This is a genomic window from Klebsiella electrica (assembly GCF_006711645.1).
Lineage (GTDB): Bacteria > Pseudomonadota > Gammaproteobacteria > Enterobacterales > Enterobacteriaceae > Klebsiella > Klebsiella electrica.
On the sequence record NZ_CP041247.1, the window covers coordinates 4,943,901 to 4,962,415 of the forward strand.

The following is an 18,515-nucleotide window of genomic DNA, read 5'->3' on the forward strand; positions in this document are numbered from 1 at the left end:
CTAAATAATTCGGGCTACAGGAAGGCGGCAAGATAACGAATCCCCGGGAGCTTACTCCAGTAAGTGACCGGGGTGAGTTAACACAGCCAACGCACCTGTAGTCTGAAGTATGACGGGAGGGGGAGAAAAGTTTAGGGCTTCCATACGGAAGCCCTGACTTTTTTTAGTTCGGCTGTATGTAGGGTACAGCGCGATGAATTGGTTAACGCGCTAATAGTGACAGATTTAATAAGCAAAACCTACGCTGTTCTATGCAAAATTCTTCAGGTTGTGACCGACCGCTCACTCCCTTAATAACGCCAGCGGTTGTTGCTGCGGTAGTCTGTCGCTTTTGGCGTATTTATCGACCGAATCACCCACACGACCGCAATGGCTAATAGCAGCCACGGCAGCAGTTTAATCATCATCGCAAACAGCCCGCCAACGAACATCAGCACCGTCGCCACGACAATCGCGGCAAGAATCCCCAGAATCGACACGCCGGTGACCAGCAACATGACAAAAAATCCAATGACAAATAAGAGTTCCAGCATCGTCTTCTCCCCAAAGAAATAACCGAATGACTCTCCGGGTATTACAAGAAACGTGCCAAACTTAATATATTGAATTTAAACAAAAACGCCCTGACGATGAGATCAGGGCGTGGCGTATTTGACTAAATTTTAGCGCAAGATTAACGCTTATCGGCAACCAGCTGCAGCGCATGTTCCAGCACGTTGATATCCGCCCCGGCCTTGTGCGCATTTTCACTCAGGTAGCGGCGCCACTGCCGCGCGCCCGGGATGCCCTGGAACAGGCCCAGCATATGGCGCGTGATATGGCCCAGATAGGTGCCGTTGCTCAGCTCACGCTCGATATACGGATACATCGCCCGCACCACGGCGATCGGGTCGCTGTCGGCACTATCCATCGCAAAGATCTCCCGGTCGACCGACGTCAGGATCCCCGGGTTCTGATAGGCCTCGCGCCCCACCATCACGCCATCCATATGCTCAAGATGCAACTTCGCCTCTTCCAGTGACTTAATTCCGCCGTTGAGCGCCATCGTCAGGTTCGGGAAGTCGCGTTTCAGCTGATAAACGCGCGGATAATCCAGCGGTGGAATTTCACGGTTTTCTTTTGGGCTCAAGCCGGAGAGCCAGGCTTTACGGGCGTGGATGATAAACATCTCGCACTCTCCGTTTCCGGAGACGGTATTGATGAAATCACACAGGAATTCATAGCTGTCCTGATCATCGATGCCGATACGGGTTTTTACCGTGACCGGGATAGAGACCACGTCGCGCATCGCTTTGATGCAGTCCGCGACCAGCTGCGCATTGCCCATCAGGCAGGCGCCGAACATCCCGTTTTGCACCCGGTCGGACGGACAGCCGACGTTGAGGTTGATCTCATCGTAGCCGCGCACCTCCGCCAGTTTCGCGCACTGCGCGAGCGCCGCCGGATCGCTGCCCCCCAGCTGCAGGGCCAGCGGATGCTCTTCTTCGCTATAGGCCAGATAATCGCCTTTGCCATGAATAATCGCCCCGGTCGTCACCATTTCGGTATACAGCAGCGTATGGCGCGACAGCAGGCGCAGGAAATAGCGACAGTGCCGGTCTGTCCAGTCGAGCATCGGCGCGATGGAAAAACGATGGGCGGCAAAAGCGTGAGATGTTGGTTCTGGCATCATGGCGAATAAACAGGCATCCGGATAAAAAGGGGCGCTACTATAGCACAAAGATAAATCACAGAGGCAGCGCACCACGACGGCTGCGCTGCCTCTGCTTGACGAGCTAGCGTCGGCGCGGTTTGCCGTCGTGCGGGCCGAAAAATTGCGGCGGATGATCGACCCAGCGATCCTGACGCACGGCGGCATATTCCGGGTTCAGCGGATAGTAGATGCGGTTAAATTTTTTGTTTGACTCCCCCACCACTAACAAGCGAACTTCCTGGTCGGTATTATTCAAAAAGGTATGACATACCCCGGTTCCGGCCGGAAAACCGACGCTGTCGCCCGGCTCAAGCTTCCACAGGTAGCCGTTAATCCAGACTTCAGGGTAGCCATCCAGCACATAGATAAACTCTTCTTCATCACTCTCAGCATGGGGATAAGAGGTTCGACGGCCCGGGGGCAAACGTTCGTGATGAATACCCAGCCGGTTGAGCCTTAACCCCCGCGCCAGCGGCGCGCCGATGGAAAAACGCTCCGGGTTATTGGGATAAGTGGCATCATCTGGACCTTCCAGTTCGCGCCAATGTCGAATGCAATCAGGTCGTTTCATCGTTTTCTCCCGAAAATGAGATGCATCAGGTATAGCACAAGCTGCCGGTTCTCGGCGTTTTGCCTGGATCGTGATAAAGTAACAACTTAAGACTCACACAACCAGAGGATGCTCATGAATAAGACCACTTCGCAAGAAATGTTAGCGCACGCTGAAAAGCTCTGCGCACAGCGCGGCGTGCGCCTGACTCCGCAGCGCCTGGAAGTGTTGCGTTTGATGAGCCTTCAGCAAGGGGCGATTAGCGCCTATGACCTGCTCGACCTGCTGCGTGAGAAAGAGCCGCAGGCGAAACCGCCGACGGTCTACCGGGCGCTGGAGTTTTTGCTGGAACAGGGGTTCGTGCACAAGGTGGAATCGACCAACAGCTACGTGCTGTGCCATCTTTTCGATCAGCCGACCCATAGCTCAGCCATGTTTATCTGCGATCGCTGCGGCGTGGTCAAAGAAGAGTGTGCCGAAGGCGTTGAAGACATTATGCATACGCTGGCGGCGAGAATGGGTTTTGCGCTACGCCATAATGTGATTGAGGCGCACGGCCTGTGTGCGGATTGTGTCGAGGTCGAAGCCTGTAGCACTCCGGGACACTGCCATCACGACCATACGATTCAGATTAAAAAGAAAGCCCGCTGAGGCTATTGCCGCAGCGGAAATCCGGGTTGCCGGTACCTCCATGTACCATCGGGCAGGCAATAACCAAGGGTTAATCGTTAACACTCGCCGCTACCCGCGGCGATCGTTTTTTCGCTCCCAGTCAGCCACTTCTTTCTCCGCCTGCTCTTTGGCGTACCCATAGCGTTCCTGGATTTTACCGACCAGCTGGTCACGCTTGCCCTCAATGACGGTCATATCGTCATCAGTCAGCTTGCCCCATTTTTCTTTTGCTTTACCTTTCAACTGTTTCCAGTTACCGCCGATTTCGTCTTTGTTCATAATTCAATCCTCATCGTTCGGTGAGTTAACAGCCCGCTGTGTGCCGGACATAGTATTAACTATAGATAAGAATTCTGAGTTGAATTTATTATTCGGAATCTTTAACCAATTACACATCAAAAATCGCTACGAAAACCAGGTGCCGCGCTGCCAGTGTCGCCGCCAGATGACCGCCAGCGACAGACCGCGCAACGCGAGAAACACCGCCAGTGCCAGCCATAGCGCATGGTTGCCGAGGACCGGCAGCGTCAACAGCGTCAGGGCGAACCCCGCCGCCGCCACCGCCATGCTGTTGCGCATCTCAGCCCCGCGCGTCGCACCGATGAACATGCCATCCAGCAAATAACACCACACGCCAATCACCGGCAGCACGATCTGCCAGATCAGGTAGCGATCGGCAAGCAGTTGAAGCGAGGGCAGCGAGGTCAACAGGGCGATAATCTGCTGTCCCGCCACGGCATAGGTCGCCGCAAAAGCCAGCGCCACCATTCCCGACTGACGGCAGGCCGCCCGCCAGACATCAAGCAACTGGCTACCGTCACGCGCGCCGTACGCCTGTCCGGAGTGCGCTTCCACGGCATAAGCGAAACCATCCAGGGCATAGGCGGTGAAGGTCAGCATAGTCATCAGGAGCGCGTTGACGGCGACTACCTCACCGCCAAGGCGGGCGCCGAAGACGGTCACCGCGCCAAAGCAGAGCTGGAGCAGCAGAGAGCGCAGCATGATGTCGCGATTGAGCGCCAGCAAGCGGCGCAGGTCGCCGCGCCACGCGTGCCGGAGCAGGGCAAATGACACGCCGCGCAGCGCCAGCACGCGCCTTGCCATCAGCAGCCCGATGATCAAGGTGACATATTCGGCGCTCACCGTCGCCAGCGCAGCGCCCTGCACGTTCATCTGCAGGCCCATCACCAGCCACAGGTCGAGTACGATATTCAGCAGATTGCCGACGATCAGCAAAATCACCGGCGCCCGGGCATACTGCACGCCCAACAGCCAACCGAGCAGCACCAGGTTTGCCAGCGATGCCGGCGCGCTCAGCCAGCGGATGTCGAGAAAGCGCCGCGCCTGCTCCAGCACCGCGTCATTGCCGCCAACAATATGCAACGCCAGATCGATAAGCGGGGTACGGAAAAGTACAATCAGCAGGCCGGCGCCTGTTGCCAGCCCCAGCGGCTGCACCAGCGCCCGCGCCAGGCGCAGAGGATCTTTTGCGCCAAAGGCCTGCGCCGTCAGCCCGGTGGTGCTCATCCGCAGGAAAAGCAGCAGCATGAAGAGAAAGCTGGTGGCCGTCGCGCCGACCGCGACACCGCCGAGGTAAACCGGGCTGTCGAGATGGCCAATCACGGCAGTATCCACCAGTCCCAGCAGCGGAACGGTGATATTGGAGAAAATCATGGGTAGCGCCAGGCGCCACAGGGCCTTATCAGCGGCGTTAAAGAACATGAGAAAGCGCCTGAGCGGAAGGAGACTGCGCAGCATCATGCATCAGACGATGCTGCGTGGGGAAAGCGTTACAGCCACTCACCGTTGCGAATCACGCCAACGGCCAGCCCTTCGATAGTGAAGTTTTGCTCGCGTAGATTCACCACGATAGGGGAAAATTCGCTGTTTTCTGGCAGGAGTTCGACGATGTTACCCTGTTTTTTAAGACGCTTAACGGTCACCTCTTCGTCAATGCGCGCCACAACAACCTGACCGTTGCGTACATCCTGAGTTTTATGGACCGCCAGCAGATCGCCATCGAGAATCCCGATATCTTTCATTGACATGCCGCTAACCCGCAGCAAAAAGTCAGCGTTCGGTTTGAACATCGCCGGATCGACCTGGAAGTGGCCTTCGATATGCTGCTGGGCCAGCAGCGGCTCACCGGCCGCCACGCGGCCAATCAACGGCAGGCCAGGTTCTTCTTCCGTCAGCAGGCGAATCCCCCGGGAGGCGCCGGAGATAATCTCGATCGCGCCCTTACGCGCCAGCGCTTTCAGGTGTTCTTCCGCCGCGTTTGGAGAACGGAACCCCAAGCGCTGAGCAATTTCCGCACGCGTCGGCGGCATGCCCGTCTGGCTGATGTGATCCCGAATGAGATCAAACACCTCTTGCTGCCTGGTCGTTAACGCTTTCATCCCGCCCCCTGGGTGTATATACAGTTATGCTGTGAGTATATACAGCTAACGGTGATTTTGGAATCAAATTTCACACAAAAATCAGGAGATTCTTTCCATTTTGTGTCCCCGATAGCTCACTGCGCCACGGGGGCTTGCCGCCGTCCGGGCAAAAGCCTATCGGGGTCGCCCGCTCGCCGGGAAGACATAGCGAAGCGGGACATCTCGCAAAATGGCCGCTTAGTGGTAGCGGGCCCATAGTAAGAGGCACCAGGTGGTAAGCGCGATCACGATGGCCAGCAGCACCGCCGCGGAGCCCATATCTTTCGCCCGACCGGACAGCTCATGATGTTCCGGGCCAATACGGTCCACCACCGCCTCAATCGCGCTATTAAGAATTTCGACTATCATCACTATCAGGACCGAGCCTATCAGCAGCACACGCGTGACGGCGTCCACGTCCAGCCAGAAGGCGATCGCCACGGCAACAATGGCGGCGACGCCTTCTTGCCGAAATGCGGCCTCATTTATCCATGCCGCACGGAACCCTTTCCAGGAATAACCTGCCGCTTTAATGATTCGGGTTAACCCAGTGGTATTATTGGCCATTAAAAGAACCTTTTATGTAAATGACGTCAATGAGTGTACGCGTTTGCCGCGTGGCAACGGAAATTTTGCGCACTTTCTGTTATTCTTGCCGCGCATTTGCATGATTAACCAGAGGCTTCACATCGTTTATGTCCGGCTGGCAACGAATTTACTATAAATTACTGAATTTACCATTACGGGTGCTGGTAAAAAGCAAGTCTATTCCCGCAGAACCTGCTCAGGAATTAGGGCTGGATACCTCGCGTCCTATCATGTACGTCCTGCCTTATAATTCAAAGGCGGACCTGCTGACCCTGCGCGCCCAGTGCCTGGAGCACGATTTACCCGATCCGCTTGAACCGCTGGAAATCGACGGCGCGCTGCTGCCGCGCTACGTATTTATCCACGGCGGTCCGCGCGTCTTTACCTACTACGCGCCGAAAGAAGAGTCGATAAAGCTGTTCCACGACTACCTGGATCTGCACCGCAACCACCCCGACCTGGATGTGCAAATGGTGCCGGTGTCGGTGATGTTTGGTCGTGCGCCGGGGCGTGAAAAAGGCGAAGTTAACCCGCCGCTGCGCATGCTGAATGGCATCCAGAAGTTCTTCGCTGTGCTGTGGCTGGGACGTGACAGCTTTGTCCGTTTCTCGCCGCCGGTTTCTCTGCGCCGAATGGCCACCGAACACGGCACCGACAAAATTATCGCCCAGAAGCTGGCCCGCGTCGCACGTATGCACTTCGCCCGCCAGCGTCTGGCCGCCGTCGGCCCGCGCCTGCCGGCGCGTCAGGATCTGTTCAATAAGCTGCTGGCGTCGAAAGCTATCGCCCGCGCGGTGGAAGATGAAGCGCGCAGTAAGAAAATCTCCCATGAGAAGGCGCAGCAAAACGCCATCGCGCTGATGGAAGAGATCGCCGCCAACTTCTCTTATGAGATGATTCGCCTGACCGACCGCGTTCTCGGTTTTACCTGGAACCGTCTGTATCAGGGGATCAACGTCCACAACGCCGAGCGCGTACGTCAGTTGGCCCATGAAGGGCACGAGATTGTCTACGTACCGTGCCATCGTAGCCATATGGACTACCTGCTGCTCTCCTACGTGCTGTATCACCAGGGGCTGGTGCCGCCGCATATTGCCGCCGGTATTAACCTCAACTTCTGGCCAGCAGGTCCCATTTTCCGCCGCGGCGGCGCATTCTTTATTCGCCGTACCTTTAAGGGCAATAAGCTCTACTCAACGGTGTTCCGCGAATATCTCGGCGAATTGTTCAGCCGGGGCTACTCCGTGGAGTACTTCGTTGAAGGGGGCCGTTCCCGTACCGGCCGTCTGCTGGATCCGAAGACCGGCACGCTGTCGATGACCATCCAGGCCATGCTGCGCGGCGGGACCCGTCCGATTACGCTGGTGCCTATCTACATCGGTTACGAGCACGTGATGGAAGTGGGCACCTATGCCAAAGAGCTGCGCGGCGCGACGAAAGAAAAAGAGAGTCTGCCGCAGATGCTGCGCGGCCTGAGCAAGCTGCGTAACCTCGGTCAGGGCTATGTTAACTTTGGCGAACCGCTGCCGCTGATGACTTACCTGAACCAGCATGTTCCGGAGTGGCGCGAGTCTATCGATCCGATCGAAGCCGTTCGCCCGTCCTGGCTGACGCCGACGGTCAACAACATTGCTTCCGATCTGATGGTGCGCATCAACAACGCCGGCGCGGCCAACGCCATGAACCTGTGCTGCACCGCGCTGCTGGCCTCCCGTCAGCGCTCGTTGACCCGCGAACAGCTGACGCAACAGCTGGAGTGCTACCTCGATCTGCTGCGCAACGTGCCGTACTCTCCGGATGCGACCACGCCGGCGGCTTCCGCCAGCGAGCTGATTGACCACGCGCTGAAGATGAATAAGTTCGAGGTCGAGAAAGACACTATCGGCGATATCATCATTCTGCCGCGCGAGCAGGCGGTCCTGATGACCTACTACCGCAACAATATCGCCCATATGCTGATGCTGCCGTCGCTGCTGGCGGCGATTATTACCCAGCATCGTCGTATCTCCCGCGCGGAAGTGCTGCGTCACGTTGAGATGTTCTATCCGCTGCTGAAGGCCGAGCTGTTCCTGCGCTGGGAAAAAGCCGAGCTGGCTGGCGTCCTCGATGCCCTGGTGGCGGAAATGCAGCGCCAGGGACTGATTGTCCTGAACGATGATGCCATCAGCATCAATCCGTCCCACTCCCGTTCCCTGCAACTGCTGGCCGCAGGCGCGCGTGAAACGCTCCAGCGCTATGCCATTACCTTCTGGCTGCTGAGCGCGAACCCGTCTATCAACCGCAGTTCGCTGGAGAAAGAGAGCCGCACGGTGGCGCAGCGCCTGTCGGTGCTGCACGGTATCAACGCGCCGGAATTCTTCGATAAAGCGGTATTCAGTACCTTAGTGCTGACGCTGCGCGATGAGGGTTATATCAGCGACACCGGCGATGCTGAGCCGGCAGAGACGCTGAAGGTCTATCAGATGCTGGCCGATCTGATTACGTCGGATGTGCGCTTGACGATTGAAAGCGTCACGCAGGATGAAGCGTAACGGCTGAGACGGACTTACCTCTCCCCCGGCCCGGCATTTGCGCCGCGAGCCGGGGGAAAGGAAGGAACTACTGCAGATAGCTCATCGCCAGACCGAGAAACACCACCAGTCCGACGTAGTTATTATTTAAAAACGCTTTAAAGCAGTCGTCACGTTCGCGACGGAAAATCAGCTTCTGCTGCCAGAAAAACAGTCCTGCGGCGATAAACAGCGACCAGTAATATTCCCAGTGCAGCCCGTTCAGCCAGCCGATGGCGGCCAATAGTATCAGCACCCCAATCTGCAACATACCGATAATGGTACGGTCATGTTCGCCGAACAGGATCGCCGTTGATTTAATCCCGATTTTAACGTCATCGTCCCTGTCGACCATCGCGTACTGGGTATCGTAAGCCACCGCCCACAAAATATTGGCGAGAAACATCAGCCAGCAGCTTAACGGCAACGCTTCACTCACCGCGGAGAAGGCCATCGGAATAGACCAGCCAAACGCCGCCCCCAGCACCACCTGCGGCAGATGGGTGTAGCGCTTCATGAATGGATAGACCCACGCCAGCGCCAGCGCGGCCACCGACAGCAGAATGGTCATGGTGTTGAGGGTCAGCACCAGCAGGAACGAGAGCAGCACCAGCACGACAAACAGCACCCGGGCCTCTTTCTCCGTCACCTCCCCGCTCGGCAGCGGACGACGCGCGGTGCGCTTGACGTGGCCGTCAAATTTGCGGTCGGCATAATCGTTGACCACGCAGCCGGCGGCGCGCATCAGCCACACTCCGGCGACAAAAACGGCCAGAATCCACAGCGGCGGAACACCCGGCGTCGCCACCCATAGCGCCCACAGCGTCGGCCACAGCAGCAGCAGCGCGCCGATCGGTTTGTCAGTACGCATCAGGCGATGAAACGCCAACAGCTTATTCTGCGTCAGACTCCACTCCATTTTCTCTTCCTCTTAATACAGCGGCGATGCAGGCAGAAACAGTTCTGTCAGCAGCAGCGGTTTACCGCTCAGCCGCAGGCGGGAACGACGCCCCCAAAGCTCTGCATAACGCCCAATTTCAATAAAGTCACGGGTTAACGTCGACGAGGTGAACAAATAACGGCCCAGCGGCGTCTGCCCAAGCTGCTGCAGCGCCAGTTCGGGACCGCTCAGCGTCGATTCCGGCACGATAGTTCGCCCGGCCAGCCAGGGTTCATCATCGGCGCAGAGAATGATTTCCCGCAGCCAGTAGCGCGCTTCATCTGGCAGCAACGCTTCTTCACCGACCAGCGCTTCGCGTCCGACAAAATCTTCGTTGACCAGCATAACGCTAACCTTTTTCCCTTGTTGCTCAAAGCGTTTGGTCATTGAGTCTTCCAGCAACAGCCAGTCGCGCAGCGAGGGTTCCAGCGGGGGCATAGCGGCAAAATAGCGCAGCGCACGCAGTTGCGTAAGCGCAGGATGTGACATGCCTGATTCTCCGTTACATAACGTAGCAGCTATTGTATCGCAGAATAAGGTCATCAGGGCGGGCAAAGCGTCAAGATACGATCATCGACGTAACAGCCATGTAACAGCCGCCGCCGCACGATAAAAAAAGGCGCGTCCAGACGGACGCACCTAAAGGCTGTGCCTAAACATCAGCATTGTGGGGAGACGATCACCCCTTGCCTTTTACACTGCTGATAAAGGTGGAACGAGCAGATTTCGAGCCAAGGCGCTCAGCTTCGTTCATCAGTTTGAGGGCTTTATCGATATCACCTTTCGCAACAGCCTGCTTGATGCCGTTGTTAAAGTAAGTTTCGGTATCATCCAGCATCGGTTCGCTCTTCGCCGCCGGCGCTGGCGCCGCAACAGGAGCAACAACCGGCGCGGCGGCTGGCGCGCTATAGACCGGCGCCGCCGTATTGCCGACGGTCACCGGCCCCGGACCGGAGGAGCCGAACAGCGGCCCCACCAGCACGCTGGAACCTGATGAGGTTTTCACTTTCAGGCCCAACGAGCCTTCAGTGGTATGTCTGGCGATCGGATCCGGAATATCCGGCACCGCATTACCGGTCCCTTTGGCGTAGGCCTTCGCCGGATCGATTAATTTAGTGGTCTGCTGCAAATCCTGCGGGGTAGTAAAGACCAGCACATAGATTTTTTGCTGACCTAAAGCCGGAGTCAGGCGCATCACCCCTTCCAGGCGATCCGAGCTCATCACGCCCGGCTCCAGATAGGTGAAATAACTGCTCGGGAAGAACGCCGATGGCGTCATATTCTGGTCAAGAATCAGCACGTTTGGCGCATAAACGCTGGTTTGCTTATTCACTTCACTGGTCAGGGTCAGGGTCAACTCACCGATATTCGCCGGGACGCTGTAGGCCGCCACAGGGCCGACGATGCCGGGGATATTCAGCGACTGCCCTGCCGTCGCTAACGTCGTGGTTTGCGTTTTCGATTGGTCGACCGGCGTCCAGGTTAGCTGTTGCAACGCGGAAGCAGGAATGGTCGGTGCGGCAGAGGTATTCTGCGGCACGAAATTCACATCAGCAAAACTGACTGCGGGTACGCTGGCCAGCAGGCCGGCGGACAGGCAGAGGGCAACGAGACTTTTCTTCATTTTCATTGTTATCACCTCAATTCCGATGGCCAAGCGGTAGCCAGGCAATAGCCCGCTGAGCCGAAGACAGAGGGGCTTGCGCCCCTCTTTTGGTCATCACACGTCAGGTTGGATTACCACCAGATTTCCATCTGGGCACCGAAGGTCCACTCGTCGCTGTCGCCACGGCTGAAGGTCTTCGCAGAAGTGTCGTTGTACGCCACGCCGGAGGTGTAGCCCGCGCCGGAATCACCGTTCGCGTAGCCCCATTTATCATCCCACTTGGCGTAGGTGGCGAACAGACGAATCGCCGGACGGGACCAGATGCTGTCGCCCGCCTGCCACTGTTGCGCCAGGGTAATTTTGTACTGGTTGTTGCTGTCGCCGGTTTTCTGCGACTTCACGTTGTCGTAGCCCACTTCCAGCAGGGTGCTCATGATCGGCGTCCATTTGTACATAGGACGCACGCCGACGGTCCACCATTTGGTGCCGTTGTTGTTGTCCAGGTTGACATCCTGGTACATCGCCACGTACATCATGTCCCAATCGTCAGCCAGAGAGACTGCGCCGTGGTCAAGCACGCGCCACATGGAACCGTCGTTGTTGATGCTGCCGCCCTGCGGAACGCCTTTACCGTTAGAGGTCATCGCGTCGGTGGCGTACTGCAGCACAAACTTGTTGTAACCTTTCAGGATGCTCTGGGTGTGTTCAGCGGTGAACATCCAGCCATCTTTAGACGCATCTGGCTGCAGGTAGTATTTATCCGGAACGTTGGTATGACCGTAGTCAACACCCAGTTCCAGCGTGCCGCCCGGGTTGATTTCCATCTGCGCTAAACGCACGTCGAAGACGTCGTTCGGCACGATGTTGTCATAGACGCGGTTACCCAGCGCATCACGATCGGCGAAAGTTGCCGAACCGCCGGATTCAGAAGAACGGGTCGCCGCCAGAGAGAGTTTACCGAAGCCCAGATCGACGTTTTCAAGACCCGCACCAGGACCGGAGATATCCCAGTAGTAGAAGTCGATCATGTGCACGTCATGACGCTGGTAGAAACGCTTACCGGCCCAGATGGTGGAGCCTGGCAGCCAGTCGATCAGGTTTTTACCCTGCACGTTGGCTTCACGGAATGCCGGGCTGGTGGATTCCCAGTCATTTCGCTGCGATACGGAGTAGGCAACGTTAGTATCGAAGTAGAAGCTCTTATCACCTTCTTTCCAGACTTCCTGACCCAGTTTTAATTCCGCATAGGTTTCACATTCGTTACCAAGACGGTATTTACTTTGAGCACCGGTTGCCTGGAAGCACTGTTGTTCACCGCCGCTGCCGGTCCAGCCGATACCGGAACGGGCATAACCGTGGAAATCGACGGCCAGCGCCTGAGCAGACATAACGCCTGCCGCGACGGCTACCGCCAGTGGAAGTTTGCGCAGAGTAATCATCATTCTATCTCCTGAGATCATTGCTTTTCTTTGAACACTTCGCCCGTCGTTATGCCTGCCTGCAGCGCGCTAAGGGGTTCGTGTTTTTTTTAATGGGAAGCCTTATACGCCCGGCTCTTTATGCAACCGACGACACGCCGTACCATCCTCACGGAATAAATGGCAGCGCTCTGGCGGCAAACCGATAGCGAATGTGGCTCCCTCTTCTACCAACACCACGTCGTTCTGGCGGTAAACCAGGTTTTGACGGATGGCGGGGATCTGGATATGAATTTGTGTTTCGTGACCAAGCTGCTCAACCACCTGAACGACCCCTTCGAGGGTGACGTCGGCGATATCGCTGGGCAGCAGATGTTCCGGGCGGATACCTAAGGACATATTGGCGCCAACCTGAACGCGGGCGCTGTCTACCGGCAGCCAGACATGCTGATGGTTCGGCAACTCAACCTGAACTTGCTCAATGGCGGTTGCGGTCACTTTTACCGGCAGGAAGTTCATCTTTGGCGAGCCAATAAAGCCGGCGACAAAGCGATCGGCCGGGTAGTGATACAGTTCCAGCGGTTTCCCGACCTGCGCCACGCGGCCAGCGTCCAGCACCACAATTTTGTCGGCCAGCGTCATCGCTTCGACCTGATCGTGGGTCACGTAGATCATCGTGCGCCCAAGGCGCTTATGCAGGCGGGAGATTTCGATACGCATCTGCACACGCAGCGCGGCGTCGAGGTTAGACAGCGGTTCATCGAGCAGGAACACGCGGGGTTCGGCCACCAGGGTACGGCCAATCGCCACACGCTGACGCTGTCCACCGGATAATGCCTTCGGTTTACGCTCCAGCAGATGCGCCAGCTGCAGGACTTCCGCCACCTGAGTGACGCGCTGGTTAATTAAATCTTTTTTAGCGCCGGCCAGCTTGAGGCCGAAAGACATGTTTTCCGCAACGGAAAGATGAGGGTAAAGCGCATAAGACTGGAACACCATCCCGATGCCGCGTTCGGCCGGGGGGATGTCGTTCATTCGCGCATCGCCAATAAATAAATCACCGCTGGTTATGGTTTCCAGCCCGGCGATCATACGCAGCAGGGTCGATTTGCCGCAGCCCGATGGCCCGACAAACACCACGAACTCCCCTTCCTGAATGTCGAGATTGATATCTTTCGATACCACCACGTCACCCCAGGCTTTCGTTATATTTCGCAGCTGTACGCTCGCCATCCCCATCTCCCTTCGTTACAACCTGTCACTAACAGACACATTCAAGATGGGCTGACTATGCGGCATTCATTTACCTGTTGAATCCTCCACCCCCGCCTTTTTTATGGGGGAGGAGACGGGAGGATGAGAGATTGCCCCTCGTAGCGGGGGATGGCGAGGCCAAGCCATTTTCGTGATGCAGGTAGCAAAAATGGCCTCGCTTTTATGTGCTCCAGACCCCAATACGCGCATTTCTGCAATGCAGATCACACAAACCGCGGGTGGGGCGTAGACACGGGGAGGATGGAAAGGGGTTGTTAAAAAAGGAAACTCATCACCGTTAAGCCACCTAAGTGTATCCACGAGCACATCACCAAAAAGGACTGGTATATGAAAATCAAAACCGGCGCTCGCATCCTCGCGTTGTCTGCATTGACGACGATGATGTTTTCCGCCTCTGCCCTCGCCAAAATTGAAGAAGGTAAGCTGGTTATCTGGATTAACGGCGACAAAGGCTATAACGGTCTCGCCGAAGTGGGTAAGAAGTTTGAAAAAGACACCGGCATTAAAGTTTCCATCGAACATCCGGATAAGCTGGAAGAGAAATTCCCGCAGGTCGCGGCGACTGGCGACGGCCCGGACATCATCTTCTGGGCTCATGACCGTTTCGGTGGCTATGCACAATCTGGCCTGCTGGCTGAAATCTCCCCGGACAAAGCGTTCCAGGACAAACTCTATCCGTTTACCTGGGATGCCGTACGCTATAACGGCAAACTGATCGCCTACCCTATCGCGGTTGAAGCGCTGTCGCTGATTTACAACAAAGACCTGGTCCCGAATCCGCCGAAAACCTGGGAAGAGATCCCGGCGCTGGATAAAGAACTGAAAGCGAAAGGTAAAAGCGCGCTGATGTTCAACCTGCAGGAACCGTACTTCACCTGGCCGCTGATCGCCGCTGACGGCGGGTATGCGTTCAAATTTGAAAACGGCAAGTATGACGTCAAAAACGTGGGCGTCGACAACGCTGGCGCGAAAGCCGGTCTGACCTTCCTGGTTGACCTCATCAAGAATAAACACATGAACGCCGATACCGATTACTCCATCGCTGAAGCAGCCTTCAACAAAGGCGAAACCGCGATGACCATCAACGGTCCGTGGGCGTGGTCGAACATCGATAAGAGCAAGATCAACTACGGCGTCACCCTGCTGCCCACATTCAAAGGCAAACCGTCTAAACCGTTCGTTGGCGTACTGAGCGCCGGTATCAACGCCGCCAGCCCGAACAAAGAGCTGGCGAAAGAGTTCCTCGAAAACTACCTGCTGACCGACCAGGGCCTGGACGAAGTGAACAAGGACAAACCGCTGGGCGCTGTTGCGCTGAAATCTTTCCAGGAAAAACTGGAGAAAGACCCGCGTATCGCCGCCACCATGGCGAACGCCCAGAAAGGCGAAATCATGCCGAACATCCCACAGATGTCCGCCTTCTGGTATGCCGTACGCACCGCGGTTATCAACGCAGCTAGCGGTCGTCAGACCGTCGATGCCGCTCTGAAAGACGCCCAGTCTCGTATCACTAAGTAAGCAGAAAAACGGCGGGTAGCGCGTGCGCTTACCCGCCCTACGACTACGGCACGATCCGTAGGTCAGGTCAGCGCAGCGCCACCTGACGATAAGTCTCCATCGTTGTAGAGGAAGAACCCCATGGATGTCGTTAAAAAGAAACACTGGTGGCAAAGCCCGCAGCTGACATGGTCTGTGATTGGCTTGCTGTGCCTGCTGGTGGGTTACCTTGTTGTTTTGATGTACGCCCAGGGGGAGTACCTGTTTGCCATCCTGACGCTGATTTTAAGCTCAGCGGGTCTGTATATCTTCACCAACCGCAAGGCCTATGCCTGGCGCTATGTCTACCCGGGTCTCGCCGGGATGGGGCTGTTCGTCCTGTTCCCGCTGGTCTGCACCATCGCCATCGCCTTCACCAACTACAGCAGCACCAACCAGCTGACCTTTGAGCGCGCTCAGGCAGTGCTGATGGACCGCTCATTCCAGGCCGGTAAATCCTACAACTTCTCGCTGTTTCCGGCGGGAGATGAGTGGAAACTGGCGCTGACCGATGGCGACAGCGGCAAAAATTATGTCTCCGACGCCTTCAGGCTGGGCGGCGAGCAGAAACTGGCTTTAAAAGAAGGTGAAGCGCTGCCGGAAGGCGAACGCGCGAACCTGCGTATCATCACGCAAAACCGCACGGCGCTGAACCAGCTGACCGCCATCCTGCCTGACGACAGCAAAGTTGTCATGAGTTCACTGCGCCAGTTCTCCGGCACCCAATCGCTGTATACGCTGGCAAACGATGGCACGCTGGCCAACAACCAGAGCGGCGTAAAATATCGGCCGAACAATGACGTCGGTTTCTACCAGTCCATCAATGCCGACGGTAGCTGGGGCGCTGAGAAGCTGAGTCCGGGCTACACCGTCGGGATCGGCTGGGATAATTTCACCCGCGTCTTTACCGATGAAGGGATTCAGAAACCGTTCTTCGCTATCTTCGTCTGGACGGTGGTCTTCTCAGTCCTGACCGTGATTCTGACCGTGGCCGTGGGCATGGTCCTCGCCTGCCTCGTGCAGTGGGAATCCTTGAAAGGTAAAGCGATTTACCGCGTTCTGCTGATTCTGCCTTACGCCGTGCCGTCGTTTATCTCGATTCTGATTTTCAAAGGGCTGTTCAACCAGAGCTTTGGTGAAATCAACATGATGCTCAGCGCGCTGTTCGGCATCAAGCCAGCCTGGTTCAGCGATCCGACCACCGCGCGTTCGATGATCGTTATCGTCAACACCTGGCTGGGCTACCCGTACATGATGATTCTGTGCATGGGCCTGCTGAAAGCGATCCCTGACGATCTGTACGAAGCTTCGGCAATGGACGGCGCCGGTCCATTCCAGAACTTCTTTAAGATTACGCTGCCGCTGCTGATTAAGCCGCTGACGCCGCTGATGATCGCCAGCTTCGCCTTTAATTTTAACAACTTCGTGCTGATTCAGCTGTTGACCAACGGTGGCCCGGACCGTCTCGGCACGACCACGCCGGCCGGCTATACCGACCTGCTGGTCAGCTACACCTACCGTATCGCCTTCGAAGGCGGCGGCGGTCAGGACTTTGGTCTGGCAGCGGCGATAGCCACCCTGATCTTCCTGCTGGTAGGCGTACTGGCGATTGTTAACCTGAAAGCCACACGAATGAAATTCGATTAAGGAGGGCTCTGAACATGGCTATGGTACAACCCAAATCTCAGAAGCTGCGTTTATTCACCACGCACCTCCTGCTGCTGGTTTTCATCGCGGCGATCATGTTCCCGCTGCTGATGGTGATTGCTATCTCGCTGCGCGAGGGTAACTTCGCCACCGGTAGCCTGATCCCGGACCAGATCTCCTGGGAGCACTGGCGGCTGGCGCTGGGCTTCAGCGTCGAGCATGCGGATGGCCGCGTCACCCCGCCACCTTTCCCGGTGCTGCTGTGGCTGTGGAACTCGGTGAAAGTGGCCGGGATCACCGCCATCGGTATCGTGGCGCTCTCCACGACCTGCGCCTACGCCTTCGCCCGTATGCGCTTCCCGGGCAAAGCGACCCTGCTGAAGGGGATGCTGATTTTCCAGATGTTCCCGGCGGTGCTGTCGCTGGTGGCGTTATACGCCTTGTTTGACCGCCTCGGCCAGTATTTGCCGTTTGTCGGCCTGAATACTCACGGCGGCGTTATCTTCGCCTATATGGGCGGGATTGCGCTGCACGTCTGGACGATTAAGGGCTACTTCGAAACCATCGACGGCTCGCTGGAAGAAGCGGCGGCGCTGGATGGCGCGACGCCGTGGCAGGCCTTCCGTCTGGTCCTGCTGCCGCTGTCGGTACCGATTCTGGCGGTGGTGTTTATTCTGTCGTTCATTGCCGCAATTACCGAAGTGCCGGTGGCCTCGCTGCTGCTGCGCGATGTGAACAGCTATACCCTGGCCGTCGGTATGCAACAGTATCTCAACCCGCAGAACTACCTGTGGGGCGACTTTGCCGCTGCGGCGGTGCTCTCCGCCATTCCGATTACGGTTGTCTTCCTGCTGGCCCAGCGCTGGCTGGTTAACGGCCTGACGGCGGGCGGGGTGAAAGGTTAAGTTTCATCGTTATACCCGCCCCAAATTTCAGCGCAGGGACGGTGCTTTAGGTGCTGTACACGAACCCCAACCGGGTACGGCAACTACCGCCCTCAGTTGAAAAAGTAAGGCAAATGCCACTGCTATCCTCAACTGGACCCTACATAAATTAAGTTTTGTGACTGTTGGTCAGCGGCCTCTTGAGGCCGCTTTTTTTATTCGCGTTTCAGCCGGTTGGAGTTACACAGCCACAGCGTAATCACCAGAATCAGGATCGCTGCCGAATAGATAAGTACCGCCATGGGCGATTCGTGATCGACAATAATCAGGCGCACAATCGCCGTAATGCCGATATAGACGAAATAGCGCAGCGGGAAGTGAAAGCCCGACTCAAAGTACTTCACAATCAGCGCGATAAATTCGAAATAGAGAAAATAGACCACCAGCCCTTCGACCAGCTTGTACTTACTGACCGGTTCCGGAGTAAACAGGACATGCGCCAGATGGAATGTCTCTTTCCCCAGGAAAACCACCAGGATTATCCCGAGGCACAACAGCGCCAGATTCAAAACCGCCTGCATGGCGGTCGCCACAAAATTGACCAACGGACGATAGACCGGCGGCATAGGTACACCTCTTATCTTCATTATTCCTGCCGATCTGTATAACGCAAAAATGTGATCCAGATCGATATTTTTCGTTAACTTTTTGCGTCTGTTGCGTCAAATGTAACAATC

General features: G+C 56.5%; 18 protein-coding genes. 5 read left to right on the forward strand and 13 right to left on the reverse strand.

The window, feature by feature from the left end; genetic code table 11:
• Nucleotides 1–290: 290 nt before the first annotated feature.
• The 3 genes from pspG to Electrica_RS23660 form a co-directional block, all read right to left on the reverse strand.
• Entirely contained in the window at nucleotides 291–533 is a 243-nt protein-coding gene (pspG, locus tag Electrica_RS23650) for an envelope stress response protein PspG (protein ID WP_100685307.1), read from the reverse strand.
• 140 nt (nucleotides 534–673) lie between these two features.
• Nucleotides 674–1,672: a tRNA dihydrouridine(20/20a) synthase DusA gene (gene dusA, locus Electrica_RS23655; protein WP_141965616.1), complete on the reverse strand. Its 999-nt coding sequence runs from the start codon at nucleotides 1,670–1,672 to the stop codon at nucleotides 674–676.
• A gap of 103 nt (nucleotides 1,673–1,775) precedes the next feature.
• Nucleotides 1,776–2,264, reverse strand: a complete 489-nt coding sequence (locus Electrica_RS23660; protein ID WP_100685305.1) for a cupin domain-containing protein — start codon at nucleotides 2,262–2,264, stop codon at nucleotides 1,776–1,778.
• Between the two features lie 114 nt (nucleotides 2,265–2,378).
• On the opposite strand from Electrica_RS23660, the gene zur reads away from it, so the two are divergent.
• The gene (zur, locus tag Electrica_RS23665; protein ID WP_100685304.1) at nucleotides 2,379–2,894 is read left to right on the forward strand and encodes a zinc uptake transcriptional repressor Zur; all 516 of its coding nucleotides are present in this window, start codon (nucleotides 2,379–2,381) and stop codon (nucleotides 2,892–2,894) included.
• Nucleotides 2,895–2,984: 90 nt separating this feature from the next.
• Here zur and Electrica_RS23670 read toward each other — a convergent pair whose 3' ends face one another.
• The 4 genes from Electrica_RS23670 to Electrica_RS23685 form a co-directional block, all read right to left on the reverse strand.
• The gene (locus Electrica_RS23670; RefSeq protein WP_100685303.1) at nucleotides 2,985–3,194 is read right to left on the reverse strand and encodes a CsbD family protein; all 210 of its coding nucleotides are present in this window, start codon (nucleotides 3,192–3,194) and stop codon (nucleotides 2,985–2,987) included.
• A gap of 126 nt (nucleotides 3,195–3,320) precedes the next feature.
• A complete protein-coding gene (gene dinF / locus Electrica_RS23675) occupies nucleotides 3,321–4,637 on the reverse strand; it encodes an MATE family efflux transporter DinF (RefSeq protein ID WP_141965618.1) in 1,317 nt (438 codons plus the stop codon).
• 68 nt (nucleotides 4,638–4,705) lie between these two features.
• A complete protein-coding gene (gene lexA, locus Electrica_RS23680; protein ID WP_004856448.1) occupies nucleotides 4,706–5,314 on the reverse strand; it encodes a transcriptional repressor LexA in 609 nt (202 codons plus the stop codon).
• Between the two features lie 219 nt (nucleotides 5,315–5,533).
• Nucleotides 5,534–5,902, reverse strand: coding sequence for a diacylglycerol kinase (locus Electrica_RS23685; protein WP_141965619.1), 369 nt, complete (start codon nucleotides 5,900–5,902; stop codon nucleotides 5,534–5,536).
• A gap of 128 nt (nucleotides 5,903–6,030) precedes the next feature.
• On the opposite strand from Electrica_RS23685, the gene plsB reads away from it, so the two are divergent.
• Nucleotides 6,031–8,454 carry a glycerol-3-phosphate 1-O-acyltransferase PlsB gene (gene plsB / locus Electrica_RS23690; protein ID WP_100685300.1) on the forward strand — a complete coding sequence of 808 codons (2,424 nt, stop codon included), beginning with the start codon at nucleotides 6,031–6,033 and terminating at the stop codon, nucleotides 8,452–8,454.
• Nucleotides 8,455–8,521: 67 nt separating this feature from the next.
• On the opposite strand, the gene ubiA is transcribed toward plsB, so the two are convergent.
• The 5 genes from ubiA to malK all read right to left on the reverse strand — a co-directional run bounded on the left by ubiA (nucleotide 8,522) and on the right by malK (nucleotide 13,669).
• Complete coding sequence (gene ubiA / locus Electrica_RS23695) at nucleotides 8,522–9,391, reverse strand: 4-hydroxybenzoate octaprenyltransferase (RefSeq protein ID WP_131049854.1); 870 nt, start codon at nucleotides 9,389–9,391, stop codon at nucleotides 8,522–8,524.
• Between the two features lie 12 nt (nucleotides 9,392–9,403).
• On the reverse strand, nucleotides 9,404–9,901 hold the full coding sequence (gene ubiC, locus Electrica_RS23700; protein ID WP_100685298.1) for a chorismate lyase: 498 nt from the start codon (nucleotides 9,899–9,901) through the stop codon (nucleotides 9,404–9,406).
• 190 nt (nucleotides 9,902–10,091) lie between these two features.
• Nucleotides 10,092–11,042, reverse strand: a complete 951-nt coding sequence (gene malM / locus Electrica_RS23705) for a maltose operon protein MalM (protein WP_131049853.1) — start codon at nucleotides 11,040–11,042, stop codon at nucleotides 10,092–10,094.
• Between the two features lie 107 nt (nucleotides 11,043–11,149).
• On the reverse strand, nucleotides 11,150–12,460 hold the full coding sequence (locus Electrica_RS23710; RefSeq protein ID WP_141965621.1) for a maltoporin: 1,311 nt from the start codon (nucleotides 12,458–12,460) through the stop codon (nucleotides 11,150–11,152).
• 99 nt (nucleotides 12,461–12,559) lie between these two features.
• Nucleotides 12,560–13,669, reverse strand: a complete 1,110-nt coding sequence (malK, locus tag Electrica_RS23715) for a maltose/maltodextrin ABC transporter ATP-binding protein MalK (RefSeq protein WP_131049851.1) — start codon at nucleotides 13,667–13,669, stop codon at nucleotides 12,560–12,562.
• A 369-nt stretch (nucleotides 13,670–14,038) separates the two neighbouring features.
• On the opposite strand from malK, the gene malE reads away from it, so the two are divergent.
• The 3 genes from malE to malG all read left to right on the forward strand — a co-directional run bounded on the left by malE (nucleotide 14,039) and on the right by malG (nucleotide 17,799).
• Nucleotides 14,039–15,229, forward strand: a complete 1,191-nt coding sequence (malE, locus tag Electrica_RS23720; protein ID WP_100685294.1) for a maltose/maltodextrin ABC transporter substrate-binding protein MalE — start codon at nucleotides 14,039–14,041, stop codon at nucleotides 15,227–15,229.
• Between the two features lie 120 nt (nucleotides 15,230–15,349).
• Nucleotides 15,350–16,894, forward strand: coding sequence for a maltose ABC transporter permease MalF (gene malF, locus Electrica_RS23725; RefSeq protein ID WP_141965623.1), 1,545 nt, complete (start codon nucleotides 15,350–15,352; stop codon nucleotides 16,892–16,894).
• Between the two features lie 14 nt (nucleotides 16,895–16,908).
• Complete coding sequence (gene malG / locus Electrica_RS23730; protein WP_131049850.1) at nucleotides 16,909–17,799, forward strand: maltose ABC transporter permease MalG; 891 nt, start codon at nucleotides 16,909–16,911, stop codon at nucleotides 17,797–17,799.
• A gap of 194 nt (nucleotides 17,800–17,993) precedes the next feature.
• Here malG and psiE read toward each other — a convergent pair whose 3' ends face one another.
• On the reverse strand, nucleotides 17,994–18,404 hold the full coding sequence (gene psiE / locus Electrica_RS23735; RefSeq protein WP_100685291.1) for a phosphate-starvation-inducible protein PsiE: 411 nt from the start codon (nucleotides 18,402–18,404) through the stop codon (nucleotides 17,994–17,996).
• Nucleotides 18,405–18,515 lie beyond the last annotated feature (111 nt).

Coding starts and splice junctions, on each gene's coding strand:
- pspG (WP_100685307.1), bottom strand. CDS start 533: ATGCTGGAACTCTTATTTGTCATTGGATTTTTTGTCATGTTGCTGGTC.
- dusA (WP_141965616.1), bottom strand. CDS start 1,672: ATGATGCCAGAACCAACATCTCACGCTTTTGCCGCCCATCGTTTTTCC.
- Electrica_RS23660 (WP_100685305.1), bottom strand. CDS start 2,264: ATGAAACGACCTGATTGCATTCGACATTGGCGCGAACTGGAAGGTCCA.
- zur (WP_100685304.1), top strand. CDS start 2,379: ATGAATAAGACCACTTCGCAAGAAATGTTAGCGCACGCTGAAAAGCTC.
- Electrica_RS23670 (WP_100685303.1), bottom strand. CDS start 3,194: ATGAACAAAGACGAAATCGGCGGTAACTGGAAACAGTTGAAAGGTAAA.
- dinF (WP_141965618.1), bottom strand. CDS start 4,637: ATGTTCTTTAACGCCGCTGATAAGGCCCTGTGGCGCCTGGCGCTACCC.
- lexA (WP_004856448.1), bottom strand. CDS start 5,314: ATGAAAGCGTTAACGACCAGGCAGCAAGAGGTGTTTGATCTCATTCGG.
- Electrica_RS23685 (WP_141965619.1), bottom strand. CDS start 5,902: ATGGCCAATAATACCACTGGGTTAACCCGAATCATTAAAGCGGCAGGT.
- plsB (WP_100685300.1), top strand. CDS start 6,031: ATGTCCGGCTGGCAACGAATTTACTATAAATTACTGAATTTACCATTA.
- ubiA (WP_131049854.1), bottom strand. CDS start 9,391: ATGGAGTGGAGTCTGACGCAGAATAAGCTGTTGGCGTTTCATCGCCTG.
- ubiC (WP_100685298.1), bottom strand. CDS start 9,901: ATGTCACATCCTGCGCTTACGCAACTGCGTGCGCTGCGCTATTTTGCC.
- malM (WP_131049853.1), bottom strand. CDS start 11,042: ATGAAAATGAAGAAAAGTCTCGTTGCCCTCTGCCTGTCCGCCGGCCTG.
- Electrica_RS23710 (WP_141965621.1), bottom strand. CDS start 12,460: ATGATGATTACTCTGCGCAAACTTCCACTGGCGGTAGCCGTCGCGGCA.
- malK (WP_131049851.1), bottom strand. CDS start 13,669: ATGGCGAGCGTACAGCTGCGAAATATAACGAAAGCCTGGGGTGACGTG.
- malE (WP_100685294.1), top strand. CDS start 14,039: ATGAAAATCAAAACCGGCGCTCGCATCCTCGCGTTGTCTGCATTGACG.
- malF (WP_141965623.1), top strand. CDS start 15,350: ATGGATGTCGTTAAAAAGAAACACTGGTGGCAAAGCCCGCAGCTGACA.
- malG (WP_131049850.1), top strand. CDS start 16,909: ATGGCTATGGTACAACCCAAATCTCAGAAGCTGCGTTTATTCACCACG.
- psiE (WP_100685291.1), bottom strand. CDS start 18,404: ATGCCGCCGGTCTATCGTCCGTTGGTCAATTTTGTGGCGACCGCCATG.